The following is a 24152-nucleotide window of genomic DNA, read 5'->3' as shown; positions in this document are numbered from 1 at the left end:
TTATGGGATTACAAAGTTAGGTAGTATCTGGAAAAGAGATAGATGTCCGTGTCCATGGACCAGCTCGAATCCTTCGTGGCCGCGGCCGAACAAGGCTCGTTCTCCGGCGCGGCGAGGCTTTTGAAGAAGGCGCAATCGGCCGTCAGCACGCATGTGGCGAACCTCGAGACCGACCTCGGCATTGCGCTGTTCGACCGGGCCGGGCGCAACCCGGTGCTGACCGAAGCGGGGGCGCGACTGTTGCCGGAAGCAAAGCTGATCCTCGATCGGCGCGAGCACCTGATCGGTGTTGCCAGCAGCTTCGAGGCGCATGTCGAGAAGCGCCTCGTGGTCGCAATCGACGAGCTTTATCCGGAGAGCGCGGTCGGCGAGCTGTTCGCGGAATTCGCCAGGCACTTTCCGCATGTCGAACTGGAGCTGCTGTTTCCGATCATGGAGGACGTCAGCCGGCTCGTGCTCGACGGCAAGGCCGATGTCGGCGTGATGTGGCGGCAGGAGAGCCTGCCGTCCGAGCTCGGCTTCAAGACCATCGGCTGGGTGCCGCTGCAATTGGTCTGCGGCAAGACCCATCCGTTGGCGCAAGGACGGGTGGATTGGGAGGAGCTGAAGCGGCATCGCCAGATCATGGTGACGGTACGCAACGAGGGCACCGAGCGGCATCGGCTGCGGGTCGCGGCCGAGGTGTGGTGGGTCGAGAGCCATTGGGTGATCCTGCAGATCCTCAAGCAGGGCGTCGGCTGGGCGCTGATCCCGGCGCACATCATGGCGAGCTCGCCGATCGCCGAGGAGCTCGCAATCCCCGAACTGGAATTCGACGAGGGGGCGCATCCGGTCGCGCTCGAAGTGGTCTGGCACAAGCAGCGGCCGGCCGGGCCGGCGGCGAAATGGTTGCGCCGCCGTTTTGCCACGCGGCCGGCGATGCTCCGGCTGTAACGGGACGCGCGCGCCGTCGCGCATCGCATGGCAGCTGACAGCGCGACCGTGATGTGTTGCGATGTCTGCCGGACGGACTGACAGGGTGGAGACGATGGCGAAGCAATTGCAAGGCAAGGTCGCGGCGGTGACCGGCGCGGCGTCGGGCATCGGATTGGCGAGCGCGGAGGTGATGCTGGCGGCCGGCGCGCGGGTGGTGATGGTCGATCGCGACGCCGCAGCGCTCGAGGCGCTCGCCAATAGGCATGGCGAGGCCGTGATCCCGCTGGTCATCGACCTGCTCGATCCCACCGCCTGCGCAACGCTGCTGCCGCAGGTGCTCGCGAAAGCCGGCCAGCTCGACATCCTGCACGCCAATGCCGGCATCTATGTCGGCGGCGACCTCGTCGATGCCGATACCGGCGCGATCGACCGGATGCTGAACCTCAACGTCAACGTCGTGATGAAGAACGTCCACGACGTGCTGCCGCACATGATCGCGCGGGGGACCGGCGACATCATCGTCACCAGCTCGCTCGCCGCGCATTTCCCGACGCCGTGGGAGCCGGTCTATGCGTCGTCGAAATGGGCGATCAACTGCTTCGTGCAGACGGTGCGGCGCCAGGTGTTCAAGCACGGCATCCGCGTCGGCGCGATCTCGCCTGGGCCGGTGATCAGCGCGCTGCTCGCCGACTGGCCGGCGGAGAAGCTCGCGGAAGCCAAGGCATCGGGCAGCCTGCTGGAAGCCAGCGAAGTCGCCGAGGTCGTGCTGTTCATGCTGACCCGGCCGCGCGGCATGACCATCCGCGACGTCGTGATGCTGCCGACGAATTTCGATCTGTAGGGCATGATCCGGAAAAATGCGAAGTGGTGGTCAGGCGGCGCCGCGATCGGCGGCGGGTGCCGGGCTGCGCTGCGTGAGGCGGCGCAACGCGGCGACGTTGGTCGCGACGGTGGCCATCCGACAGCGCGCCTTGCCCTCGGATTTCGCTTCGTACAGCGCGGCGTCGGCGGCTGCCAGCAGCTGCTCGGCCTCGGTGCCGTGCTCCGGCGACACTGCGATGCCGACGCTGACGCCGACCTGGGCCGAGATACCGACAGCGAGCTGATAGGGCATGGTAACGGTCTGGATGATGCGCTGACCGACCGTGAGCGCCTGATCCGCCGTGACGCCGTTGACCAGCACGACGAATTCGTCGCCACCGAGCCGCGCGATCACCGCGGTCTCGGGCAGCGCGCGCCGCAGCCGCTCCGCGGTCAGCATCAGCACCTGGTCGCCGGCGGCGTGGCCATAGGTGTCGTTGACCGGCTTGAAATTGTCGAGATCGAAGAACAACAACGCGAACGGCTTCGCCACGCCGCCGGATGCCGTCAGCCTGGCGTTCAGTGCGGCGACGAAGCCGGCGCGATTGCGCAGGCCGGTCAGCGTGTCGTGATGGGCGAGATGGCCGTTCTCACGCTCGGCGCGCATGGTGGCGACCAGCATCTTGTTGAGGCGGAAGGCCGCGACCGTCATCGCCGTGAGATACAGCGGCACCTGCATGAAGACGATGAACAGCAGCGGCTCGCCGGCGAGGGCTGCGCCCGGGACGATCGGGCCGAGGCTGAGCAGGATCATGGTGCCGGCGAGGCGAGGGGCGCTGAAATTGCGGAAGCAGATGCCGCCGACCATGGCCGCCGCCGACAGCGAGGCCAGCATCGCGACCACCCAGTCGCCGCTGGCGAGGCTGATCAGGATACCGAAGCCGACGCTTGCGCTCCACGCGACCGCGAGCACGAGGTGCAGGTCGGTCGGCGTCGGCCGCCGTTCGCGCGCCGCGCGATGCGCAATGACGAGCACCGTCAGGCGCGACAGGCAGATCACGATTTCGAGCGCAAGCCAGGTGATGAACGGCGCAGTCGGCTCGTGGGTCGCGATCACAGCCGCGACCGCGACCGTGTTGACTGCGCCGGCGGCGAACACCGGCAGCGAACCGTAGAGATCCGCGATCAGCGCCTGGCGGATGTCGTCGGGCACGCCCGGCCCGGCATCGGCAAGCCAGCGCGTCACGCCCCAGCGCGGCTGGCTGTATTGTCCTGCTTCGGACTGCATTGTTCTTGCCCCGTATTTTCACGTGGCAACTGACCCCAGCGGGGCTAACAGGTCTTTAAGGACGACGCTGATCACACGGCGTGCTTGACGAGAAGTAAACCGCGCGGATGCGCCAAATTGGCGCGCCCTCGCATCGCTGCGCGGCGTCAATGCCGTAGCCGTGCCGGCGGGATGCAGTATGGTCCGATGCCGATGTCGCGACGACGGCTGATCGCGCAAATCCGGTGTCTGTGACAATCGCGGGAACAATCAAGATGACCGAGCATGCCATCGTCACCGCGACCGCCGAGCCGCGCACCCAGCACAGCCTCGCCGGTGACCTGCGGCTGCTCGGCGTGATGCCGGGCGATACGCTGCTGGTGCATTGCGCGATGAGTGCGCTCGGCTGGGTCGCGGGCGGCGCGGAGGCGGTGGTGCGCGCCTTGCTCGACGCGGTCACCGACACCGGCACGCTGGTGATGCCCGCGCAGTCCTCGCAGCTCAGCGATCCCGCGAACTGGCGGGCGCCGGCCGTTCCGCAAAACTGGGTCGAGATCATCCGGGCAAGCCAGCCGCCGTTCGATCCGCGCACCACGCCGACCCGCGACATGGGCGCCGTCGCCGAATTGTTCCGGAGCTGGCCGGGTGCGCGGCGCAGCCTGCATCCAACCTGCTCCTTCGCGGCTCTCGGTCCCGATGCGGAGCGGATCACGGCGCGGCAGTCGCTCGGCGAGCCGTTCGGTGACGACGGACCGCTGGGAGTTCTCCACCGATCGGCCGCGCGCATTCTGCTGCTCGGAGCCGGCTTCGACGCCTGCACGGCGCTGCATTTGTCGGAGCTGAAGGCCTGGCCGGCACTGCCGAGGATCGCGGAAGGCTCTGCCATGACGGTCGACGGGCAGCGGCGCTGGGTTCGCTTCGAGGTCGCGGCCGGTTACCCCGATGACTTTCCGGAGATCGGCCAGGCACTGCTCCGGCAAGGGCTGGTCCGCGCTGGGCGCGTCGGATCGGCGACCTGCCATTTGATGTCGATGCCTGACATCGTCGATGCCGCCGCTGGTCTCATGGTGGAGCAGGGCGCGCCGTTCGGATGATGGCCAGAGAGATCACGGCGCGGTCATTCGGCTGTCACCTCGGTCGACTGTGATGGCGACGAAACGCCGCAACAGCGAGCAGGGGCATCCGTGGCCACTCTTGAGATCATCGCGACCTGGATCGGGATCGCCGCCTGCATCCTGCAATCGGCATTGTTCGCCGGCCTCAATCTCGCGGTTTTCAGCCTCAGCCTGCTGCGGCTTCAGATCGAGGCGGACAGCGGCAACGCCAATGCCGCGCGCGTGCTCGAGCTTCGCCGGAGCTCGAACCAGATCCTGGCGACGATCATCTGGGGCAATGTCACCACCAACGTGCTGCTGACGCTGCTGTCGGATTCGGTGCTCGCCGGCGTCGGCGCGTTCCTGTTTTCGGCCTTCGCCATCACCTTGCTCGGCGAGATCTTCCCGCAGGCCTACTTCTCGCGCAACGCGCTGGCGATGACCGCGCGGTTTCTGCCGTTCCTGAACTTCTATCGCGTGGTGCTGTTTCCATTGGCGAAGCCGACCGCGATGGTGCTCGACTGGTGGCTCGGCTCGGAAGGCATCACCTATCTGCGCGAGCAGGACATCCGGCAGATGATCGCCCGCCACGTCGTCGACGGTGGCGACATCAGCAAGGTGGAGGCGGTCGGTGCCCAGAACTTCCTCGACCTCGACGATATCTCGGTCTGCGACGAGGGCGAAGTGATCGATCCCGCCAGCATCCTGAGCCTGCCGCTCGCCAATCAGCGCTGCGTGCTGCCGAGATTCGACCGCGTCCCAGACGATCCGTTCCTGCGCCGGATCGATGCGTCGGGGATGAAGTGGGTGATCGTGACCGATCTCTCCGGCGAGCCGGTGTTCGTGCTCGATGCCCATCACTTCCTGCGCGATGCGCTGTTCAACCAGCTCGAGAGCGATCCGACCGCCTATTGGCACCGGCCGATCATCGTGCGCGACAGCAAGGCGCGGCTCGGCGACGTCATCGGGCTGATGAAGGTGGTGCCGGAAACGCCCGGCGATGACGTCATCGAGCACGATTTGATCCTGGTGTGGAGCGGGCAGAAGCGCATCATCACCGGCTCCGACCTGCTCGGGCGCCTGCTGCGCGGCATCGCGACCGTGGAGAAGCGGTCGGCGGCCTAGACCGCGACGAGCTGCTCGGCCGCGCGCTTCGCCTTCTTCACCTTCGCCGGCGCGAACAAATTGCCCGCGGCAAGCCCCGCGGTGTCGGCGACAGCGGGATCGCATGACACCATGGCGGCAACGATGGCGCCGTCGATCAGCAGCGCGAGCTGATGCGCCAGCACGGCGGGCTCGGTGGCGCCCATCTCGGCGGCGAGCTTCTCGATATGCGCCAGCACCACCTTCTTGTGCTTCAGCGCGATGTTGCGGAACTGTTTGGCGTCCTTGTCGTGCTCGGCGACCGCGTTGATGAACGGGCAGCCGTAGAAGCGCTCCTCGGCGAACCAAATCTTCAAGGCAGGGAAGATCCGCGACAGTTTGGTCTGCGGATCGCCGCCGCCGGCCTCGATCGCGCCGATGAACCATTCGCGCCACTGCCGGCCTTCGCTCTCCAGCACGGCATGCACGAGGTTGGTCTTCGAGCCGAACAATTTATAGAGCGTGGTCTTGGCGGTTCCCGCCTCGTCGATGATCGCATCGATGCCGGTGGCGTTGATGCCGTTCTTGCAGAACAGCCGGGTCGCCGCGTTGAGCAGGCGCCCGCGCGCGGATTCGTCGTCGCTGGCGGCGAAAGCCGCGGCAGGTTTTTTCTTCGCAAGCGATTTGGCCATGCGCGGCAGTAAATCGGAGCGCGGCGAAATCATCAAGTCGCATCTTATTGCGCGGTCCATGCGCTGAAAATAATCGCCAGCCCGCGGCATTTGCTTGGCGATTGAGCACCAACCCCCTGATCAATCAGCGGGCAGCGTCGCCTAAGCGCCTGCGGGATTTCGCCTTTTGATCTGGGCTGGATCTGGCACGCTTCGTGCAGGAAACAGACCGTTCGGTATCCTGACCATTTCCATCGCTCCCAGGGAGAAAACTGATGACCGCTGTCGCCCAGAAAACCGCTCTGACCGGCTGCCTCGCGCCGATCGACAAAGGCGGGCTCGAGCAGCTGATTGCCAACGGCAAGGCCAACCCGAAGGTGATCAAGACCTTGAAGTGCAAGACGGTGGCCGAGGGCAAGTTCCGCCACGCCAACTACATCCGCAACCTCGCGCCCTACATCGTCGACGAGCCGCCCGGGTTGCTCGGCGACGACACCGCGCCCAATCCGTCGGAAGCCTCGCTCGCCGCGCTCGGCTCCTGTCTCGCGGTCGGCCTGCATGCCAACGCCGTGCATCGCGGCTGGACCGTCAACAAGCTCGAGCTCGAGCTCGAGGGCGACCTCAACATCACCGCGGTGTGGGGCACCGGCGACGTCAGCGAGAAGCCGGTCGGCTTCACCGACGTCCGCGTCAAGGTCGACATGGAATGCGAGGGCGTGCCGCAGCACGAGATCGATGCGCTGGTGGCGCATGTGAAGAAGTGGTCGCCGGTCGCCAACACCTTCACCCGGCCCGTCAATCTCGAGGTCAGCGCTTAGGCGCGCGACCGGCAATTCAAGGTGCGGAGACCATCCATGGGTTCACTGGCTTTATCGCGGGTCGCAGCTCAAGATCCCGCACCGACCATTGCGGACGAGGTTGCGCGCCTCGCCCGTCACGAGCTGGCACCGCTTGCATCTGCAATCGATGCCGGCTCCGTCTACCCGGCCGAATTCCTGCGTCGCGTCGGCGGCGTGGGCGCCTGGAGCAGCCATGTGCCGCAGGAAGGGCCGGCCGATTTGCGCTGCGCGATTCAGGCGATGGCCGCGATCGGCGAGGTCTGCGGCGCCACCGCCTTCATGGCTTGGTGCCAGAACACGCTGGTCTGGTACGCCGCGAACTCCACCAACATGAAGCTCGCCGCGCGGTTCGGCGATGGCTTCTCCAGCGGGCGGGTGCTCGGCGGCACCGGGCTGTCCAACCCGATGAAGAGCTTCTTCGGCATCGAACGGCTGAAGCTCAAGGGACGCAAGGTCGATGGCGGCTACATCGTGCGCGGCGCGCTGCCCTGGGTGTCGAATCTCGGCCCCGACCATTACTTTGGCACCATCTTCGAGCGCGAGGACGAGGACGGTCAGAGCAAGCCCGGCGGCACCGTAATGTTTCTCGCGGACTGCTCGGATCCCGCGATCACGCTGACGCCGTGCAAACCGTTCCTCGCGATGGACGGCACCGGCACCTACGGCGTCCAGTTCCGCGACGCCTTCGTGCCGGACGAACTGGTTCTGGCCGACCCCGCCGCAGCCTTCGTCAAGAAGATCCGCGCCGGCTTCATCCTGCTACAGGCCGGCATGGGCCTCGGACTGATGAAGGACTGCATCAACATCATGGACGAGGTCCACGCGCCGCTCGGCCACGTCAACCGCTATCTGCCGCAGCAGCCGCTGCAATTCCGCGAACTCTACGCCGAGTTCGAGAAGGAGACGATGATGCTGGCGCGCGATCCCTACAATGAAGACGACAGCTACTGGCGCCGCGTCGTCGCGCTCCGCCTGCGCATCGGGGACGCCAGCGTCGCGGTCGCGAATGCCGCGATGCTTCATTGCGGAGCGCGCGGCTACCTGATGAGCCACCGCGCCCAGCGCCGGCTGCGCGAAGCCTATTTCGTCGCCATCGTCACGCCCGCCACCAAGCAACTGCGCAAGATGCTGGCGGACGGCTGAAGCATGATCCGGAAAAGCGCGGACCGGCGCTGAGATGATGCGCAAGCAAGTTCGGGACCACCAAGACTAGCAACCACGCAACAGGAGAGGCTGCCATGACGGACGTTCTGATCACCGCCGGCGAACTTGCCGAGCTCGTCAAGAAAGAACCGTGTGTCATCATCGACACCCGGAATCCGGATGCCTATGCCGCGGGCCACCTGCCGGGCGCCGTCAACGTGCATGACGTCTTCACGTTCCTTGCGACCTCGACGCCGGAAGGCATCCATGAGCTGAAGACCAAGTTCGCCGATGCGTTCGGCGCCGCGGGTCTCTCCGGCAAGGAGACCGCCGTGATCTACGAGCAATCGATGAATTCCGGCTTCGGCCAGTCCTGCCGCGGCTATTATCTGCTGACCATGCTGGGCTATCCCAAGATCAAGGTGCTGCATGGCGGCTTCGATGCCTGGAAGGCGGCGGATCTGCCAGTCACCACCGACGTCACGGTGCCGGTGAAGGCGGCGTTCGCGATCGTGCCGGAGGCCGGCGACATCATGATCGACGCCAAGGCGATGCTGGCGGCGCTCGACAAACCGGGCGTCGCGATCCTCGACGTGCGCGATGTCGACGAGTGGATCGGCGAGAGCTCGTCTCCGTATGGGAAGGATTTCTGCCCGCGCAAAGGCCGCATCCCGGGCGCGGTGTGGCTCGAATGGTACCGCATGATGAAGCCGACCGGCGAGGGTCCGCGCTTCAAGTCGAAGGACGAGATCCTCGCCGAATGCGCCACCGTCGGCATCTCACAGACCACGCCGGTCTATCTCTACTGCTTCAAGGGTGCGCGCGCCTCCAACACCTTCCTCGCGCTGAAGAACGCCGGCGTGAAGGACGTGCGGATGTACTTCGGCTCCTGGAACGAGTGGTCGCGCGACCCGGCGCTGCCGATCGACGAAGGCTTGCCGACCGCGGCCGTCGTGACCGGCAAGGCGGCATAGAACCTGCATGTTTGTTGGTGTCCGGCGGCGCAAAACGCGGCCGGACACCGATCAATGAACCGGATCGCGGAGCTCTCTGCGTTTCGGTGCGACAATGGGGCGCAGCATGTCTACTTTCGATGATCCCTTCGACGCCGACCACGTGCTGGCGCGATCGGGCTGCGCCTGCGGGCTGCATCGCTCGGCCGCCGAGCACGATCACGCAGCGCGCACGCTGCGCTGCGAGCCTGTCGAGAGTGAAGAGAAACGCTATGAGGGCATCGTCGCCTCCGCGGTGGTGCGGGCGATGTTTCCGCAAGACGTTGCGCGCCGCGCCTTCCTGAAATCGGTCGGGGCCGCGACCGCGCTCGCCGCGCTGTCGCAATTCTTCCCGCTCAAGACCGCGACCGAAGCGTTCGCTGACGCGGGCCCGCCGGAGAAGAAGGACCTCAAGGTCGGCTTCATCCCGATCACCTGCGCGACCCCGATCATCATGGCGGCGCCGCTCGGCTTCTATGCCAAGCAAGGGCTGAACGTCGAGGTGGTGAAGACCGCCGGCTGGGCCGTGATCCGCGACAAGACCATCAACAGGGAATACGCCGCCGCCCACATGCTGGCGCCGATGCCGATCGCGATCTCGCTTGGCTTGGGGGCCAATGCCATCCCGTTCACGGTGCCCGCGATCGAGAACATCAACGGGCAGGGCATCACGCTGGCGATGAAGCACAAGGATCGGCGTGACCCCAAGGATTGGAAGGGCATGAAGTTCGCCATCCCGTTCGACTATTCGATGCACAATTACCTGCTGCGCTATTATCTCGCCGAGCACGGGCTCGATCCGGATACCGACGTGCAGCTCCGCTCGGTGCCACCGCCGGAGATGGTCGCCAATCTGCGTGCCGACAATATCGATGGCTTCCTTGCGCCGGACAATATCTGCCAGCGCGCGATCTATGACGGCGCCGGCTTCCTGCACATCCTGTCCAAGGAGATCTGGGACGGCCATCCCTGTTGCAGCTTCGCCGCGAGCCGCGAGTTCATCACGACTGCGCCGAATTCCTTTGCGGCGCTGACCCGCGCCATCGTCGACGCCACCGGCTATGCCGCGAAGGCCGAAAACCGCAAGCAGATCGCGGAAGCGATTGCGCCGGCCAACTACATCAACGCACCGGTCACGGTGCTGGAGCAGGTCCTGACCGGCACCTATGCCGACGGCCTCGGCGGAGTGAAGACCGATCCGAAGCGGGTCGATTTCGATCCATTCCCCTGGCAGTCCTTCGCGGTGTGGATGCTGACCCAGATGAAGCGGTGGGGCCAGATCAAGGGTGATGTCGATTACAAGGCGGTCGCCGAACAGGTCTATCTCGCCACCGACACCAAGAAAGTGATGGCCGAGATGGGGCTGACGCCGCCTGCAAGTGCCTACAAATCATTCTCGGTGATGGGCAAGAGTTTCGATCCGGCGGCACCCGATGATTACCTCGCCAGCTTCAAGATCAGGAAATCGTCGTGAGGCGAGGGGTTATTTCCTTATCGTTGTCCCGGCGAAGGCCGGGACCCATAACCACGACTGTCGGTGTTCGTGCACAGTGTCTCCCCGCGTGCCTCACCGAAGGGCCGCGGCGTATGGGTCCCGGCCTTCGCCGGGACGACGGGTTGAGGGGGCTTAATGCATGACGCTGTCCCTCCGCCTTCGCGCCGCGATCGTCTCCTTCCTGCTGCTCGCGACCTTCCTCGCCGCCTGGCATCTCGCCACCCGCGGCTCCGGCGCGGCGGCAAACATGAGTCCGGAATACGCCAAGCTGATGGGGCTGACCGCGACCCAGGGCAAATCCGCGATGCCGGGTCCGCTCGATGTCGGGGCCAAGCTGTGGGAGCACCTGAAGCGGCCGTTCTATGACAACGGGCCGAACGACAAGGGCCTCGGCATCCAGCTTGGTTACTCGATCGGGCGCGTTGGGCTCGGCTATCTGATCGCGGTCTTGGTCGCGATCCCGCTCGGCTTCATGATCGGGATGTCGCCCCTGATCAGCAGGGCGCTCGATCCGTTCATCCAGGTGCTGAAGCCGATCTCGCCGCTGGCCTGGATGCCGCTGGCGCTCTACACCATCAAGGATTCTTCGATCTCGGCGATCTTCGTGATCTTCATCTGCTCGGTGTGGCCGATGCTGCTCAACACCGCGTTCGGCGTTGCCGGCGTGCGCAAGGAATGGATCAACGTCGCACGCACGCTCGAGGTCGGCACCATCAGGCGTGCCTTCACCGTGATCCTGCCGGCGGCAGCGCCGACCATCCTGACGGGGATGCGGATCTCGATCGGGATTGCCTGGCTCGTGATCGTCGCTGCCGAGATGCTCGTCGGCGGCACCGGCATCGGCTACTTCGTCTGGAACGAGTGGAACAATCTGTCGATCACCAATGTGATCATCGCAATCCTGCTGATCGGCCTCGTCGGCATGCTGCTCGACCAGGTTCTGGCGCGGTTCACGCGCATGGTGACGTTTCCGGAGTAGCGATGACCGACAAGTTCATTTCCATCGAGGGCATCGCGCGGCGTTATCCTGCCGCCGGCGGCGGCACCACGGCGGTGTTCGAGGATTTCTGGCTGTCGATGGCGCGCGGCGAATTCGGTTGCGTGATCGGCCATTCCGGCTGCGGCAAGACCACGGTACTCAACATCCTCGCCGGCCTCGACGAGCCGAGCGAAGGCACGGTCATCGTCGACGGCCAGGGCATCGAGGGCACCAGCCTCGACCGAGCCGTGATCTTCCAGAGCCATGCGCTGCTGCCGTGGCGCACGGTGCTCGGCAATGTCGCCTACGCTGTGGGCTCGAAATGGCGCAAATGGGAGCGCGCCCGGGTCAAGGCCCACGCGCAGAAGTTCATCGACCTCGTCGGGCTCTCCGGCTCCGAGCACAAGCATCCGTCCGAACTGTCCGGCGGCATGAAGCAGCGCGTCGGCATCGCGCGGGCGCTGTCGATCACGCCGAAGATCATGCTGATGGACGAGCCGTTCTCGGCGCTCGACGCGCTGACCCGCGGCACGTTGCAGGACGAGGTACGGCGGATCTGCCTGGAGACCGGGCAGACCACCTTCATGATCACCCATGACGTCGACGAGGCGATCTTCCTCGCCGACAAGATTTTCCTGATGACCAACGGCCCCGGGGCGGTGCTGGCCGAGATCGTCGAAAATCCGCTGCCCAGGGAGCGCGGCCGGATCGATCTGCATCGCCATCCCTATTACTATGCGCTGCGCAACCATATCGTCGATTTCCTGGTCAGCCGCAGCAAGAGCTTTGCGGCCGAGGTGACCGGCCACGACCCGCGCCACGTGCCGACGGTGCGGCCCGGCCTCGGCGAGCCGGTGATCGTCTCGCCGCCGCGCGTCGTCGAACCCAATCCCGCGCAAAGTGTTGCGCGCTGAAGCCTGAGGAGGAGACCTGATGAAACGCGAAGACCTCACCGAGAAGCTGCTCGACATCAAGCGCGAGAAGGGCTGGACCTGGAAATATATCTGCGAGAAGATCGGCGGCTATTCCGAGGTGCTGATCACGGGCGCGATCCTTGGCCAGATGAAGCTGACCAAGCCGCAGGCGGCCAATGCCGGCGAATTGTTCGGGCTGTCGAAGGCCGAGATCGCGATGCTCAACGAGACCCCGATGCGCGGCATGCCGATGCCGCCGACCGATCCCCTGATCTATCGCTTCTACGAGTTGGTGATGGTCAACGGACCAGCCTGGAAGGCGCTGATCGAGGAAGAATATGGCGACGGCATCATGTCGGCGATCGACTTCGACATGGTGATGGAGCGGCTGCCGAATCCGAAGGGCGATCGCGTCAAGATCACCATGAGCGGCAAGTTCCTGCCGTACAAATATTACGGCGCCAGCGGCAACGTGCCGGAATACGGCTTCAAGGAAGGGTGAGCTAGCGAACGGCGAGTGGCTTCCAATCCACGCGCTATTCGCTACTTACTATTCGCGTTGATTGAGGCCGCGCGCCCATCGGCCGCGCGGCCAGACATCACAGGATCGCGCGCGGCGCGTAGCTGGCAGCTTCCGGCTTGGCCTTGGCCAGGACATCGACCTGCTCGGCGAAGTAATCGACCTGGGCGCCGGCGTCGCCGGAATTGGCGCGACCCTGTTCCAGCACCAACTGCAATTCGGCCTCGCTGAGGCCAAGACGCTGATCGGCGGCGAGACGTTGCAGCAGGTCGTTCTGCACGATCTTGCCGGTGCGCAGGTCGCCGATGGCGGCAACCGCATGCTCCTTGATCGCCTCGTGTGCGCCTTCGCGGCCGGCGCCCTTCTTCACCGCTTCCATCATCACCGTGGTGGTGAGCAGGAAGGGCAGATAGCGGTTGAGCTCGGTCGCGACCACGGCCTCGAACACTTCCATCTGGTCGAGCACGGTGAGCAGGGTTTCGAGCAGGCCATCCATGGCGAGGAAGGCATCCGGCAGCATCACGCGGCGGACCACCGAGCAGGAGACGTCGCCCTCGTTCCACTGATCGCCGGCGAGGCCGGCGGCCATCGCGAGATAGCCCTTCAGGATCACGTGCAGGCCGTTGATGCGCTCGCAGGAGCGGCTGTTCATCTTGTGCGGCATCGCCGAGGAGCCGACCTGGCCCTTGGCAAAACCTTCGCTGGCGAGTTCATGACCGGCCATCAGGCGGATGGTCTTGGCGAAGTTGCCGGGACCGCTGGCGAGCTCGGTGATGATGCTGACCGCGCGGAAGTCGAGGCTGCGCGGATAGACCTGGCCGACGGCATCGAGCGCCTTCGGCAGGCCGAGATGCACGAGGATGTTCTGCTCGAGCGCGCGCGCCTTGCCGGCGTCGCCATTGAACAGGGTGATCTGATCGAGCCGGGTGCCGACCGCGCCCTTCAGGCCGCGCGCCGGATAGGTTTGCAGTACGTTGACCAGGCCTTGATGCGCCAGCAGCATCTCCTCGCCGAACATCGCGATGCGCTTGCCGAGCGTGGTGACCTGAGCGGCAACGTTGTGGGTGCGCGCGGTGAACGGGATGTCGCGCAATTGCTGCGCGCGCCTGGCGAACCGGACCAGCGCGGCGATGCTCTTGGTCTCGACCAGCTGCAACGCGCGGTAGACCTGCAACTGCTCGACATTCTCGGTGAGGTCGCGGCTGGTCATGCCCTTGTGCAGGTGTTCATGACCGGCGAGATCGCAGAATTCCTCGATGCGCGCCTTGACGTCGTGGCGGGTGATGCGCTCGCGCTGCATGATCGACGTGAGGTCGATCTGGTCCTTCACGCGCTCGTAGCTCTCGATCACGCCATCGGGCACCGCGATGCCGAGATCGCGCTGGGCCTTCAGGACGGCGATCCAGTAGTCGCGTTCGAGGCGGACCTTGCCTTCGCCGCTCCAGATGGCGCGCATGGCGGGCGAGGCATAACGTTCGGCGAGGACGTTGGAAATGTGATCTTGGGGCATGATCCCGCTCTCTTGGCATTACCTGGTGCCGGCTGCAAGCCGAGAGCTGTCACGGATCGTCGGGAATGCAGGCACCACGGCCCGGGCTTGCGGTGTTGGCGGCACCTTAGCAGATAGTGATCCGCGCCGCCTCAGGCAACCCGAGGCGGCGCCGCCCTGGATGCAGCGCTGGCTGACGGTCGCCCGCACTGCTCGCAATCATCAGGCGAGAGCGGATCCGCTGAACGCCGCCCTGACTTCGGTTACCGGGGCCATGTCGCGGACATAGCTGAACGACCCCATGTCCTTCATCTCGCGGGCGGCGCGCAGGAAGGCGTTGAGCGCGTGGCGCTGCATCGCGCCGCCGACACTGATGCGCTTGACGCCGGCGGCCGAGAGCTGGTCGACCGTCAGGGTCGGATCGGCAAAGCCCATCACCAGGTTGAACGGCCGCTGCACCGCCGAGACCACGGTCTTGATGGTGCCGATGTCGTAAAGGCCCGGCGAGTACAGCACGTCGGCGCCGACGGCCTCGAAGGCCTGCAACCTCCTGATGGTGTCGTCGAGGTCCTTACGACCCCAGAGAAAGTTTTCCGCCCGCGCCGTCAGCGTGAACGGGAAGGGCAGCGCGCGCGCCGCCTCGACGGCCGCCTGCACCCGCTCGACCGCGAGCGAGAAGTCGTAGATCGGATGCTCGCGATCGCCGGTGGAATCCTCGATCGAGCCGCCGACCGCGCCGGCTTCGGCCGTGCGTGCGATCGCCTTTGCCGCGGTCGCCGGATCGTCGGCGCCGCAATTCTCGAGATCCGCGTTGACGGGCAAATCAGTGGCCTCCGATATCACCCGGCAATTCTCGATGATGGCATCGAGGCTGATGCCGGACTGGCCGAGCGTGTTGGCGACCCCGAGGCTGGTGGTCGCCAGCGCTTCGAAACCCATGGCCGCGAGCAGCTTCGCGGTTCCGGCGTCCCACGGGTTTGGAATGATGAAGGCGCCGGGCCGCTGATGCAGCGCGCGAAACCGTGCCGCCTTGTCTGCCTGGGTGCGCATTTTGAGCTCCTGTCTGTTCCGGGATCGACTGGCAGCGAGCGATAGGGCGGTTTCATCCATCAGACAAATTTGTTATTTCTCTGGATCACATCAGCTTTTTGCATGAGGAAAACGATGGACAGCGACGCGCTGAACACCTTCCTGGTGGTGCACCGGCGCGGCGGGATCTCGCAGGCTGCGAAGGCGCTGCACCGCTCGCAGCCGGCGATTTCCCGGCGCATCGCGCTGCTCGAGCAGGAACTCGGGGTGCCCTTGTTCGAGCGGATCGCCGGCAAGACCCGGCTCAGCGATGCCGGCCGGGTGATGGTGCCTTATGCCGAACGCGCGGTGGCGGCGGCGCAGGATGCCGAGAACGCGGTGCGCGCGCTCTCGCGCAACAATTCCGGTCCGGTGGCGCTGGCGGTGACCGGCACGCTTGCCGGCGCGCGGCTCTCGACCGTGCTGAAGCGCTTCGCCCGCCAGTATCCGGATGTTGCGCTGACCTTGCGCACCGCGACCAGCGCCGAGGTCAGCGACCTGATCCGGCGCGGCGAGGCGACGATCGGGCTGCGCTATGACCGCGATCGCTCCCGCGAGCTCGATTGCGAGCTGCTGTTCGCCGAGCCGCTTCGGGTGGTCTGCGCGCCGGAGCACAAGCTGGCCGGCCGTCGAATCCGCAGGCTCGCCGAACTCAGGGATGAGCGGTGGATCGCGTTTCCCGAAGTGCCGGGGCGCCGCGAGATCACGGCCTCGCATGTTTTCGCGCTGTTCCTGACCCACGGGCTCGGCGAGATCGCCTGGACGCCGGTCGACAGCCTCACCGCCCAGAAGCGGTTGGTCGAGGCCGGGCTTGGCATCGCGCTATTGTCGGAAAGCAATGCGGCGGAGGAATTGCGCGCCGGCACCATCGCGACGATCCATGTCGGTGATCTCAGCGCAACTCACGAGGTCGTCGCGGTGACGCGGCATGGCGGCTTCCTCAGCGCCGCGTCGCGCCGTCTGCTCGATATCGTCCGCGCCGATTTCACCAAGGCGAGATCGGCGGGCAAGCGCTGAGGACGTAAGGGCGTTTCGTCACCGTTAACGTCGGATGAAGCGGCATGCCGGCCTTTTGCGGGGCAGATTCGGCTTGTTGCAATTGAAGGTCGCTATGAACGCGTCGCGTTCCCTCATTTGCCAAGGATCCGCCATGTCGTCGTCGCCTATGCGCCTCTCCACAGCGGCCATCAGCCTGCTGTTCCTGACCGCGCCAGCGTTCGCCCAGTCGCCGGGCCAGCGTATCATCCTCGAGCAATCCACCGGTCTTGTGCGCCAGGAGGGCTCGGTGCGGGTGCAGAGCAACGTCAACCTCTTCATGGCGGGGCCGACCGGCGACGGCGAAGAGGCGCAAAAGCTGCGCGATCGGGCGCGCCGCCTGGTCTACGAGATGGCGGCGCGTGAATGCGATCTGCTGCGGGAAGTCATCGCGAAGGATTGCCGGCTCGAATCGATCAACGTCAATCTCGGCCGGCAATATGGTCAGCAGCAGCAGGAAGGATTCAACGTGAGCGGCTCGATGAGCATGCAGATCACGATGAAATAGCTGCCGCGGGAACCTTAGGTTCCCGCTTTCACCTGCGCTGCCGCCACGGCGAGCAGCTCGTCCATCTTGGCGCGGACGTCGCGCTCGGTGACGGCCTGGCCCTTGGCATTGAGGTCGCCCAGCACCTTCTTCAGCACGTCGCCATCGCCGGCTTCCTCGAAGTCGGCGGCCACCACCTCCTTGGCATAGGCGTTGGCGGCGTCGCCCGTGATGCCGAGCTTCTCGGCGGCCCACAGGCCAAGCAGCTTGTTCCGGCGCGCTTCCGCCTTGAATTTCTGCTCCTCGTCGAGGGCGAACTTCTTCTCGAAACCTTCCTGGCGCTTGTTGAATTCGCTCATGGCTGAAGTTCCAATCCCCTGCTGAATGATGGGCCACCGCTCGTTGCGGCAGCCCCGGTCCCTGCCTAGATAGGAGGGAGGAATCGGCAAGACAACGAGCCGTTAAGCCGCAGGCAAAACTGGCAGAATCGGCGCCTCACGATCGGGCGGTATAAGTGCCCGCCAGGGGGCAGTATTGATTGTGCTGGATGGGCCAATCGGATAGGTTGCCGACAGGCATGGTTCTTGTTCTGTTTCCAGTTGGATCGTCAGGTTCCAGGCCTCCGCGGCAGCTCCGTCGTGGGTCGTAACCCCAAGTTATCCGGAGCACCCAAATTCATGGATTTCAACAAAACACGGTACATCCCAATGAGCCGTCGACGCCGTATTTATGAAGGCAAGGCCAAGGTGCTTTACGAAGGCCCCGAGCCGGGAACCCTGATCCAGCACTTCAAGGACGACGCGACCGCGTTCAACGCCAAGAAACACCAGGTGATCGAGGGCAAGGGCGTCCTCAACAACCGGATTTCGGAGTACCTGTTTCAGCACCTCAACGACATCGGGGTGCCGACCCACTTCATCCGCCGCCTCAACATGCGCGAGCAGCTGATTCGCGAGGTCGAGATCGTGCCGCTCGAGGTGGTGGTGCGGAACGTCGCCGCCGGCTCGCTGTCGCAGCGGCTCGGGATCGAGGAGGGCACCCAGCTGCCGCGCTCGATCATCGAGTTCTACTACAAGAACGACCAGCTCAACGACCCGATGGTGTCGGAAGAGCACATCACCGCCTTCGGCTGGGCCACGCCGCAGGAGATCGACGACATCATGGCGCTGGCCATCCGCGTCAACGACTTCCTGACCGGGCTCTTCCTCGGCATCGGCATCCGCCTCGTCGACTTCAAGATGGAATGCGGCCGCCTGTTCGAGAACGAGATGATGCGGATCATCGTCGCCGACGAGATCTCGCCGGACTCCTGCCGGCTGTGGGACATCAAGTCGAACGAGAAGCTCGACAAGGACCGTTTCCGCCGCGATTTGGGGGGCTTGCTTGAAGCCTACACCGAAGTGGCAAAGCGGCTCGGCATTCTGATTGAAAACGAGCGTCCGGCCGGCAGCGGCCCGGTGCTGGTGAAGAGCTAGGTTTAAGGGGCAATCGTGAAGGCACGCGTCACTGTCACATTGAAGTCGGGCATCCTCGATCCGCAGGGCAAGGCGATCGAGGGCGCGCTGAAGTCGCTCGGCGTCGATGGCATCGCCAGCGTTCGCCAGGGCAAGGTGTTCGACATCGAGCTCGCCGCGACCGACCAGGCCAAGGCGGAGGCGGCACTGAAGGCCGCCGCCGACAAGCTGCTGGCGAACACCGTGATCGAGAACTATCGGGTCGAGGTCCTGAGCTAACCGGGGCGAGCCAGATGATTTCAGCCGCTCCTGCGCTTTCTGGCCGCGATCGGACTTTCGCCCGGTCGCTCTCGCTTGCTTTGCTGACGGTGGCCGGGATTGGCGGTGCCGCGGCCCAGTCGCCGGCACCGGCGCCGGCACCATCCGCGACCGCGCAGCGGCCGCCGTTTGCGGTCAGCGGCTGGCGCTATGAGCGCCGCGCCGATACGCATTTGTTCCGCTGCGAGCAGCCGCAATGTGGTGCGGGCTCGAAGGTGAGCTACCGGTACTACACCGGCGGAAATCAGATGACGCTGGACCAGTTCCGCGACAGCCAGAACCAGATCATCAAGGCGCTCGAGCAGCGCTCGCCCGGACAGAAGATCACGCTGCTTGGCGTCGATGGCGACAAGGGCGGCGCGGGGCCACGCATGTACAAGGCGCGGCGCCTGACCGTGACGTCCGACGGCGCCAGCGAGTATCAGGTCAGCGGCGTGATGTTTGGCGGGCAAGGCTCGGCCAGCCTGATCAGTTCGGCGCGTGACGAGAAGGCCAGCAACGACAATTACGCAAGATTTGCCGCCGCAGTTAAGCTCGTGCTGGCACCCAAAACCAGGTGATCCGATGAAATCAGCCGTCCTCGTCTTTCCCGGCATCAACCGCGAACGCGACATGGCGCGCGCGCTGAAGCTCGCCTCCGGCAACGAGACCGCAATGGTGTGGCACGCGGAGACCGCGCTGCCGAAAGGCACCGACCTCGTGGTGGTGCCGGGCGGCTTCTCCTATGGCGACTATCTGCGCTGTGGCGCGATCGCGGCGCGTGCGCCCGTGATGGACGCGGTGCGCGACTTCGCCGCCAAGGGCGGGCTCGTGCTCGGCGTCTGCAACGGCTTCCAGATCCTCTGCGAGTCCGGCCTGTTGCCGGGCGTCTTGATGCGCAATGCCAGGCTGAAATTCGTCTGCCGCGACGTGCATATGAAGGTCGAGCGCTCCGACACGCCATTCACCCGTGGCTACAATGCCGGCCAGGTGATCCGCGTGCCGGTGGCGCATGGCGAGGGCAATTACGAGGCGGACGAGGAGACGCTGAAGCGGCTCGAGGGCGAGGGGCGGGTGCTCTACCGTTATTGCTCGGCCGACGGCGTGGTCGATGAAGCCTCCAACTTCAACGGCGCGGCGAATTCGATCGCCGGCATCGTCAGCGAGCGCGGCAACGTGCTCGGCATGATGCCGCATCCGGAAAACCACGTCGAAGAGATCATGGGCTGCACCGATGGCCGCGGCCTGTTCGCCGGGCTGGTCCAGCAGTTCGAGAAGGCGGCGTGATCGCCATAGCGTTTTCGAACGAAGTGAGGACCGGTTCGCGTGAAGAAGGCGCGTCAAGATAGACAATTCGGACGGTGGTTCGCGGCCGCCGCCGCGTTGCTGCTTGCGACGGCAGCACACGCGCAGGACTTCCCGAAGCGTCCGATCACGATGATCGTGCCATTCACGGCCGGGGGCACCTCCGACGTGATCGCGCGCGCGGTCGCCGACCAGATGAGCGCGGCGCTCGGCCAGTCCATCATCATCGAGAATGTCGGCGGTGCCGGCGGCTCGACCGCGCTGACCCGTGCCGCGCGGGCCGAACCGGACGGTTACACGATCGCGATCGGCAATGCCGGCACCAATGCCGCGACCTACACGATCTACCCAAAACTGTCGTTCACGCCGGACTCCTTCGCGCCGATCGCGGTGGTAGCGAAGACGTTCGGCATCGTGGCGCTGCGCAAGGATTTCCCAGCCAAGGACCTCAAGGACTTCATCGACTACGCCAGGAAGAATCCGGGCAAGGTCAATCTCGGCCATGCCGGCGTCGGCTCGTCGAATTACCTCATCTGCAAGAGCTTCGTGCATGCCGCCGGGATCGACGTGCAACTGGTCGGCTATCGCGGCGCGGCGCTGGCGCTGACGGATGCGATCGGCAGTCAGATCGACGGCGTCTGCGATGCCGCCGCCTCGGTGTCGCAGGCGATCGACGACAAGCTGGTGAAAGCGGTCGTGGTCGGCTCGACCGTGCGGCTCGCATCATTGCCGGACCTGCCGACCTCGGCCGAGGCCGGACTGCCCGAGTTCGAGGCGCAGGGTTGGAACGGCCTGTTCGCGCCGAAGGGCACGCCGCCCGACATCATCGCCAGGCTCAATACCGCCGCGCGTGCCGCCGTCGCGAGCGAAGCGGTGAAGAAGCGGTTCGCCGATCTGTCGACGGTCGCGCCCGATGCCGATGAACTCGCGCCTGACGTGCTGCAGCAGCTCGTGACCCGCGACGTCACGAAATACCGCACGCTGCTCGCGGACGACAAGAAGTAGCGGTTTTGCGACGCGCGGGGACCATGAACCTGGTCCGCTCCGGCAGACACCAACGCAGGGATGGCCGCTTCCGTTTCATCATCTCGTCACGCTAGCATCTCCCGGATAGCAACCGGGGATTGTTGCCGCGTGTTGGGCACGCTATGACGGAAGCGACTTGGATGATTGGTCTGGTTCGCTGGAATTCGCATGCCCGTCGCATTGGTCATTTTGCTGCTCGACATCACCCTGATCTATCACGCCTCGCGCACCGGGCGCTTGCAGCCCTGGGCCTTCATCATCCTGATGGTGCCGCTGATCGGCGCACTCGCCTACATCGTCGTCGAGCTGATCCCGGAATGGTGGGGTGGACCTGGTGCCGCGCAGGCGCGCAAGCGCGTCGCCAACCGGCTCGATCCGGAGAAGCGGTATCGCGAATTGTCCGACAAGCTTGCGACCTCCGAGACGATCGCCAACCGTGCGGCGCTGGCCGCGGAGTGCCAGGCGATCGGGCGTTACGAGGAGGCGGAGAGCCACTACGATCACGTCTTGCAACTGCCGCAGGGCGACGATCCGGCTTACGCGCTGGCCAAGGCGCAGGCCCAGTTCGGTCGCAAGCAGCCGGCCGAGGCGCTGGCGACGCTCGATGCCTTGCGCGCGCACTGGCCGGATTTCGAATCCGCCGAGGGCCATCTGCTCTATGCACGCTCGCTCGCCGAACTTGGTCGGCTCGACGAGGCGCTGGAAGAATACCAGGCGGTGTCGCAGTATTTTCCCGGCGCCGAGGCGCGGGGCCGCTATGGGCTGTTGTTGCAACTGGTCGGCCGCACCGCCGAGGCTCGCATCGTGTTCAACGAGCTTCTGATCCAGATGCGGCGCGCACCGAAATATCTGCGTGACGCGCAGGCCGAATGGCTCTCGATCGCCGAGAAGCAATTGTCGGCCTGAGCCTGGACTAGAGCCTTCGCAGCCAGCGCTTGACCGCGTCGGCCGGCACCGTCATGGCGGCGACGCCGCACATGACCAGCACGAGCCCCAGTGCCAGGTTTGACGGCACGGATTCGCCGAGCAGGATCACCGACAACGCGACGCCGATCGGAATCCGCAGATAACCTTGCGCGTTCGTGGTGAGCGTGCCGAGCCGCGTCAGGCACATGTAGAACAGCATCAGGCCGAACGCGCTGGAGAAGATTCCCATCACGACGGTGGCGACCAGCGCCTGCGGCGTCGGGTGCAGTGTCCAGGGATGGTCGACGATCAGGGCGACCGGCAACAGCACGGTGCCGCCGAACAGCAGCGAGCCGGCGGCCACCACCATCGGATCGTAGTCCGACAGCCGCAACCCGAAGATCGTGGCGCAGGCGAACGAGACAGTTGCGAGCAGGATCGCGATCTCGGCCACGATCTCCTTGCCGAAGCCCGAGAGCGCGTCGAGGCCGATGATCGCGACCGTGCCAGCAAGGCCGAGGATCGCGCCAAGCAACTTGAGCAGCGAGGCGGGCTCGTGCCGCGTGATCGCCCAGGTGATGAGGAACGCGAAGATCGGCGTCGTCGAGGCCAGCACCACGGTGTTGGACGCCGGCACATAGAGCTGCGCCCAGGTGATCACCAGAAACGGGATCGTCGAGTTGATGGTCTGCTGGAAGGCGAACAGCTTCCAGGCCTTGATGTCGGTCGGGATCCGGATGCCGCGGATCCTGAGCACCACGAGCAGAAAGAAGGCGGCGACCAGCGAGCGCGCCGAGATGAAGGTCACCGGCGGAATCGAGCCGAGCCCGATCTTGGTCAGGGGATAGGTCGAACTCCAGCAGCAGGCCAGCGCCAGCAGCAGCGCGTAGTCGCGCCAGCCACGCGCGCCCGGCGCCGGCGTGGAGGGCGTGATCGCGGGAGCCGTCACGCTGCCCGTCTTGGATGCTTGTTTGAGCATGTTCCGGCTCATGCTCTGGCTGTGCTCTTCGGCACCTTGATGGGCTCCCCGCGCATTGCCGCGCATGGAACTGATACTTCGGGAGCCGACCCGAGGCCAGCGTAGTTTTGCAGCGCTCTGTGTCGTTCAATCCCGCGAGACGGGATTCGTAATGGCCGGCGCGACATCCGCGGAGCCGGACTGTGCGCCGGTATCGGACGTCGCTTCCCACCAGTCGCCGAGCGCGTCGATCAGTGGCACGAGGCGGTGGCCGGCCGGCGCAAGCTGATACTCGACGCGCAGCGGATAGCCTTCGAATTCGGTGCGCTCGACAATGCCGGCGTCCTCCAGCTTGCGAAGCTCCAATGTGAGCATCTTGTGCGAGATGGTCGGGTTGTCGCGGCGCAGGTCGCTGAAGCGCTTGGTGCCCTGTTTCAGATAATAGATCAGCAGCGTCGGCCAGCGGCCGCTCAGGATCTGCATCACTTCCTCGATCGGGCAGCGGGAGACGAGAGATTTCATGGCGGCTCGTGGTTACAAAAAGGTGCGCAATTTACTTCACGGATGTGGCGACTAGGGTCCGGCTCCGCTGCGCAGCGCGATCGTCAGACTTCACCGGAGACCCACATCATGGAACCTATCCTTATCTATGGCTTCCCGCTCGGAAGCTCCATGGGGCTCGTTGCAGCCCTCGAATGGCTGCGCAAGCCCTATCGCCTTTGCCGCGTCGACATGCTCGGCGAAATGCGCGACCCCTCCTACGCGCGGATCAATCCGCGGCATGAGACGCCGGCCTTGGTCACGGACCAGGGCGGGGTGCTCACCGAGAACATGGCGATCGCAAGCTGGCTCGCCGCACGCGATACCGAGCGCCGCATCAGCTTTGAGCCGTTGTCGCCCGAGGCCGACCGGATGCGTCTGCTAATGGCCTTCGTGAACACCGGCTTCACCGCGGCGTTCTCACCGCTGTGGGCGGCGCTGGAGATGAAAACGCCGAACCCGTCGATGCAGTCCGCGCTTCGGCAGTGGGGGCGGGGTAACGTCGTCGAGCGGCACGACAGACTCGAGGAACTGATCGGGGATGCACCGTTCCTGCTCGGTGACCGCCCGGCATTGGCGGACGGGTTGCTGATCGGTGTCGCGCGCTGGCTCGAATTCCACGCCGTCGCCGACCGCAATCGCTGGCCGAAACTGGCCGCGCTTCGCGCACGATTGGAGGCCGATCCGGCCGTGATCTACGCGACGGCGCTGGAGTCGGGCGAGCACAGCCCGGGGTCGGGCGCCTGCGTCGGTCACGTTCCGCTTGCCGAGGTGATCGAGCGGTTCGGCACGCCGCGTGCGTGAGGGCTTCCTGGGCTGTGCTTGAGGCGGTGGACGCCGGCCTGGCGTCCACCGCACGGAATTTGCCGAAAGA

At 65.3% G+C, this 24152-nt stretch carries 27 protein-coding genes; 20 read left to right on the top strand and 7 right to left on the bottom strand.

The genetic code is table 11. The annotated features are described in order from the left end of the window. Positions 1–42 precede the first annotated feature (42 nt). Together CWS35_RS30735 and CWS35_RS30730 are read left to right on the top strand one after the other, a co-directional pair. Positions 43–933 (top strand): LysR family transcriptional regulator, encoded by an 891-nt coding sequence (locus CWS35_RS30735; protein WP_024582641.1) that lies wholly within the window; start codon positions 43–45, stop codon positions 931–933. 94 nt (positions 934–1027) lie between these two features. Beyond that, on the top strand, positions 1028–1756 hold the full coding sequence (locus tag CWS35_RS30730; RefSeq protein ID WP_024582640.1) for an SDR family oxidoreductase: 729 nt from the start codon (positions 1028–1030) through the stop codon (positions 1754–1756). Between the two features lie 30 nt (positions 1757–1786). Here the strand turns inward: CWS35_RS30730 and CWS35_RS30725 are convergent, their stop codons facing one another. Further along, complete coding sequence (locus tag CWS35_RS30725) at positions 1787–3004, bottom strand: GGDEF domain-containing protein (protein ID WP_100955229.1); 1218 nt, start codon at positions 3002–3004, stop codon at positions 1787–1789. A gap of 254 nt (positions 3005–3258) precedes the next feature. Here CWS35_RS30725 and CWS35_RS30720 point away from each other — a divergent pair, with 254 nt between their 5' ends. Next, entirely contained in the window at positions 3259–4077 is an 819-nt protein-coding gene (locus tag CWS35_RS30720; RefSeq protein ID WP_100955228.1) for an aminoglycoside N(3)-acetyltransferase, read from the top strand. Between the two features lie 90 nt (positions 4078–4167). Next, positions 4168–5202, top strand: a complete 1035-nt coding sequence (locus CWS35_RS30715) for a DUF21 domain-containing protein (RefSeq protein WP_024582637.1) — start codon at positions 4168–4170, stop codon at positions 5200–5202. Here CWS35_RS30715 and CWS35_RS30710 read toward each other — a convergent pair. Further along, entirely contained in the window at positions 5199–5852 is a 654-nt protein-coding gene (locus CWS35_RS30710) for a TetR/AcrR family transcriptional regulator (protein ID WP_100955227.1), read from the bottom strand. The genes CWS35_RS30715 and CWS35_RS30710 overlap by 4 nt on opposite strands. A 254-nt stretch (positions 5853–6106) precedes the next feature. On the opposite strand from CWS35_RS30710, the gene CWS35_RS30705 reads away from it, so the two are divergent. The 7 genes from CWS35_RS30705 (at position 6107) to cynS (ending at position 12695) form a co-directional block, all read left to right on the top strand. Further along, positions 6107–6649 (top strand): OsmC family protein, encoded by a 543-nt coding sequence (locus CWS35_RS30705; RefSeq protein ID WP_024582635.1) that lies wholly within the window; start codon positions 6107–6109, stop codon positions 6647–6649. A gap of 36 nt (positions 6650–6685) precedes the next feature. Continuing rightward, positions 6686–7813, top strand: coding sequence for an acyl-CoA dehydrogenase family protein (locus CWS35_RS30700; RefSeq protein WP_024582634.1), 1128 nt, complete (start codon positions 6686–6688; stop codon positions 7811–7813). Between the two features lie 95 nt (positions 7814–7908). Beyond that, the gene (locus CWS35_RS30695; RefSeq protein WP_100955226.1) at positions 7909–8787 is read left to right on the top strand and encodes a sulfurtransferase; all 879 of its coding nucleotides are present in this window, start codon (positions 7909–7911) and stop codon (positions 8785–8787) included. 106 nt (positions 8788–8893) lie between these two features. Beyond that, complete coding sequence (locus CWS35_RS30690) at positions 8894–10279, top strand: CmpA/NrtA family ABC transporter substrate-binding protein (protein ID WP_100956813.1); 1386 nt, start codon at positions 8894–8896, stop codon at positions 10277–10279. 160 nt (positions 10280–10439) lie between these two features. Beyond that, on the top strand, positions 10440–11279 hold the full coding sequence (ntrB, locus tag CWS35_RS30685) for a nitrate ABC transporter permease (protein ID WP_024582631.1): 840 nt from the start codon (positions 10440–10442) through the stop codon (positions 11277–11279). 2 nt (positions 11280–11281) lie between these two features. Then, complete coding sequence (locus CWS35_RS30680) at positions 11282–12193, top strand: ABC transporter ATP-binding protein (RefSeq protein WP_024582630.1); 912 nt, start codon at positions 11282–11284, stop codon at positions 12191–12193. Between the two features lie 19 nt (positions 12194–12212). Further along, positions 12213–12695 (top strand): cyanase, encoded by a 483-nt coding sequence (gene cynS / locus CWS35_RS30675; RefSeq protein WP_100955225.1) that lies wholly within the window; start codon positions 12213–12215, stop codon positions 12693–12695. 97 nt (positions 12696–12792) lie between these two features. On the opposite strand, the gene purB is transcribed toward cynS, so the two are convergent. Together purB and CWS35_RS30665 are read right to left on the bottom strand one after the other, a co-directional pair. Further along, positions 12793–14226, bottom strand: coding sequence for an adenylosuccinate lyase (gene purB, locus CWS35_RS30670; protein ID WP_371682881.1), 1434 nt, complete (start codon positions 14224–14226; stop codon positions 12793–12795). A 198-nt stretch (positions 14227–14424) separates the two neighbouring features. Then, positions 14425–15252 (bottom strand): oxaloacetate decarboxylase, encoded by an 828-nt coding sequence (locus CWS35_RS30665; RefSeq protein WP_100955223.1) that lies wholly within the window; start codon positions 15250–15252, stop codon positions 14425–14427. 114 nt (positions 15253–15366) lie between these two features. On the opposite strand from CWS35_RS30665, the gene CWS35_RS30660 reads away from it, so the two are divergent. Both CWS35_RS30660 and CWS35_RS30655 read left to right on the top strand, forming a co-directional pair. After that, positions 15367–16287 carry a LysR family transcriptional regulator gene (locus CWS35_RS30660; RefSeq protein ID WP_100955222.1) on the top strand — a complete coding sequence of 307 codons (921 nt, stop codon included), beginning with the start codon at positions 15367–15369 and terminating at the stop codon, positions 16285–16287. A 94-nt stretch (positions 16288–16381) separates the two neighbouring features. Continuing rightward, positions 16382–16813, top strand: a complete 432-nt coding sequence (locus CWS35_RS30655; RefSeq protein ID WP_245438742.1) for a hypothetical protein — start codon at positions 16382–16384, stop codon at positions 16811–16813. A 14-nt stretch (positions 16814–16827) separates the two neighbouring features. On the opposite strand, the gene CWS35_RS30650 is transcribed toward CWS35_RS30655, so the two are convergent. Then, positions 16828–17151, bottom strand: coding sequence for a DUF1476 domain-containing protein (locus tag CWS35_RS30650; RefSeq protein WP_024582624.1), 324 nt, complete (start codon positions 17149–17151; stop codon positions 16828–16830). Positions 17152–17499: 348 nt separating this feature from the next. On the opposite strand from CWS35_RS30650, the gene purC reads away from it, so the two are divergent. The 6 genes from purC to CWS35_RS30620 all read left to right on the top strand — a co-directional run bounded on the left by purC (position 17500) and on the right by CWS35_RS30620 (position 21780). Continuing rightward, complete coding sequence (gene purC, locus CWS35_RS30645) at positions 17500–18267, top strand: phosphoribosylaminoimidazolesuccinocarboxamide synthase (RefSeq protein ID WP_016843454.1); 768 nt, start codon at positions 17500–17502, stop codon at positions 18265–18267. A 15-nt stretch (positions 18268–18282) separates the two neighbouring features. Beyond that, the gene (gene purS / locus CWS35_RS30640) at positions 18283–18525 is read left to right on the top strand and encodes a phosphoribosylformylglycinamidine synthase subunit PurS (protein ID WP_024582623.1); all 243 of its coding nucleotides are present in this window, start codon (positions 18283–18285) and stop codon (positions 18523–18525) included. Between the two features lie 14 nt (positions 18526–18539). Next, the gene (locus CWS35_RS30635; protein ID WP_245438741.1) at positions 18540–19124 is read left to right on the top strand and encodes a hypothetical protein; all 585 of its coding nucleotides are present in this window, start codon (positions 18540–18542) and stop codon (positions 19122–19124) included. 4 nt (positions 19125–19128) lie between these two features. Continuing rightward, entirely contained in the window at positions 19129–19830 is a 702-nt protein-coding gene (gene purQ / locus CWS35_RS30630) for a phosphoribosylformylglycinamidine synthase subunit PurQ (RefSeq protein WP_100955220.1), read from the top strand. A 39-nt stretch (positions 19831–19869) separates the two neighbouring features. Beyond that, positions 19870–20853, top strand: a complete 984-nt coding sequence (locus CWS35_RS30625; RefSeq protein WP_371682811.1) for a tripartite tricarboxylate transporter substrate-binding protein — start codon at positions 19870–19872, stop codon at positions 20851–20853. A 189-nt stretch (positions 20854–21042) separates the two neighbouring features. After that, a complete protein-coding gene (locus tag CWS35_RS30620; RefSeq protein ID WP_100955219.1) occupies positions 21043–21780 on the top strand; it encodes a tetratricopeptide repeat protein in 738 nt (245 codons plus the stop codon). 7 nt (positions 21781–21787) lie between these two features. Here the strand turns inward: CWS35_RS30620 and CWS35_RS30615 are convergent, their stop codons facing one another. After that, positions 21788–22759 carry a DMT family transporter gene (locus tag CWS35_RS30615; protein WP_100956808.1) on the bottom strand — a complete coding sequence of 324 codons (972 nt, stop codon included), beginning with the start codon at positions 22757–22759 and terminating at the stop codon, positions 21788–21790. A gap of 126 nt (positions 22760–22885) precedes the next feature. Further along, positions 22886–23260 (bottom strand): helix-turn-helix domain-containing protein, encoded by a 375-nt coding sequence (locus CWS35_RS30610; RefSeq protein WP_100955218.1) that lies wholly within the window; start codon positions 23258–23260, stop codon positions 22886–22888. 108 nt (positions 23261–23368) lie between these two features. Between CWS35_RS30610 and CWS35_RS30605 the strand changes: the two genes are divergently transcribed. Next, positions 23369–24082: a glutathione S-transferase family protein gene (locus tag CWS35_RS30605; RefSeq protein ID WP_024582616.1), complete on the top strand. Its 714-nt coding sequence runs from the start codon at positions 23369–23371 to the stop codon at positions 24080–24082. Positions 24083–24152 lie beyond the last annotated feature (70 nt).

This window comes from Bradyrhizobium sp. SK17, assembly GCF_002831585.1.
GTDB lineage: Bacteria > Pseudomonadota > Alphaproteobacteria > Rhizobiales > Xanthobacteraceae > Bradyrhizobium.
Note: the sequence above shows the minus strand (reverse complement) of the source record. Positions and strands in the feature narration are given on the sequence as shown.

Bases quoted from the DNA above. Each gene is read 5' to 3' on its own strand.
- purQ (WP_100955220.1), top strand. From the start codon at position 19,129: ATGAAATCAGCCGTCCTCGTCTTTCCCGGCATCAACCGCGAACGCGAC.
- purC (WP_016843454.1), top strand. From the start codon at position 17,500: ATGAGCCGTCGACGCCGTATTTATGAAGGCAAGGCCAAGGTGCTTTAC.
- CWS35_RS30705 (WP_024582635.1), top strand. From the start codon at position 6,107: ATGACCGCTGTCGCCCAGAAAACCGCTCTGACCGGCTGCCTCGCGCCG.
- CWS35_RS30660 (WP_100955222.1), top strand. From the start codon at position 15,367: ATGGACAGCGACGCGCTGAACACCTTCCTGGTGGTGCACCGGCGCGGC.
- CWS35_RS30620 (WP_100955219.1), top strand. From the start codon at position 21,043: ATGCCCGTCGCATTGGTCATTTTGCTGCTCGACATCACCCTGATCTAT.
- CWS35_RS30735 (WP_024582641.1), top strand. From the start codon at position 43: ATGTCCGTGTCCATGGACCAGCTCGAATCCTTCGTGGCCGCGGCCGAA.
- CWS35_RS30665 (WP_100955223.1), bottom strand. From the start codon at position 15,252: ATGCGCACCCAGGCAGACAAGGCGGCACGGTTTCGCGCGCTGCATCAG.
- CWS35_RS30610 (WP_100955218.1), bottom strand. From the start codon at position 23,260: ATGAAATCTCTCGTCTCCCGCTGCCCGATCGAGGAAGTGATGCAGATC.
- ntrB (WP_024582631.1), top strand. From the start codon at position 10,440: ATGACGCTGTCCCTCCGCCTTCGCGCCGCGATCGTCTCCTTCCTGCTG.
- CWS35_RS30635 (WP_245438741.1), top strand. From the start codon at position 18,540: ATGATTTCAGCCGCTCCTGCGCTTTCTGGCCGCGATCGGACTTTCGCC.
- CWS35_RS30680 (WP_024582630.1), top strand. From the start codon at position 11,282: ATGACCGACAAGTTCATTTCCATCGAGGGCATCGCGCGGCGTTATCCT.
- CWS35_RS30615 (WP_100956808.1), bottom strand. From the start codon at position 22,759: ATGCTCAAACAAGCATCCAAGACGGGCAGCGTGACGGCTCCCGCGATC.
- CWS35_RS30655 (WP_245438742.1), top strand. From the start codon at position 16,382: ATGAACGCGTCGCGTTCCCTCATTTGCCAAGGATCCGCCATGTCGTCG.
- CWS35_RS30730 (WP_024582640.1), top strand. From the start codon at position 1,028: ATGGCGAAGCAATTGCAAGGCAAGGTCGCGGCGGTGACCGGCGCGGCG.
- CWS35_RS30725 (WP_100955229.1), bottom strand. From the start codon at position 3,004: ATGCAGTCCGAAGCAGGACAATACAGCCAGCCGCGCTGGGGCGTGACG.
- CWS35_RS30700 (WP_024582634.1), top strand. From the start codon at position 6,686: ATGGGTTCACTGGCTTTATCGCGGGTCGCAGCTCAAGATCCCGCACCG.
- CWS35_RS30720 (WP_100955228.1), top strand. From the start codon at position 3,259: ATGACCGAGCATGCCATCGTCACCGCGACCGCCGAGCCGCGCACCCAG.
- CWS35_RS30710 (WP_100955227.1), bottom strand. From the start codon at position 5,852: ATGGCCAAATCGCTTGCGAAGAAAAAACCTGCCGCGGCTTTCGCCGCC.
- CWS35_RS30650 (WP_024582624.1), bottom strand. From the start codon at position 17,151: ATGAGCGAATTCAACAAGCGCCAGGAAGGTTTCGAGAAGAAGTTCGCC.
- CWS35_RS30605 (WP_024582616.1), top strand. From the start codon at position 23,369: ATGGAACCTATCCTTATCTATGGCTTCCCGCTCGGAAGCTCCATGGGG.
- CWS35_RS30690 (WP_100956813.1), top strand. From the start codon at position 8,894: ATGTCTACTTTCGATGATCCCTTCGACGCCGACCACGTGCTGGCGCGA.
- cynS (WP_100955225.1), top strand. From the start codon at position 12,213: ATGAAACGCGAAGACCTCACCGAGAAGCTGCTCGACATCAAGCGCGAG.
- CWS35_RS30695 (WP_100955226.1), top strand. From the start codon at position 7,909: ATGACGGACGTTCTGATCACCGCCGGCGAACTTGCCGAGCTCGTCAAG.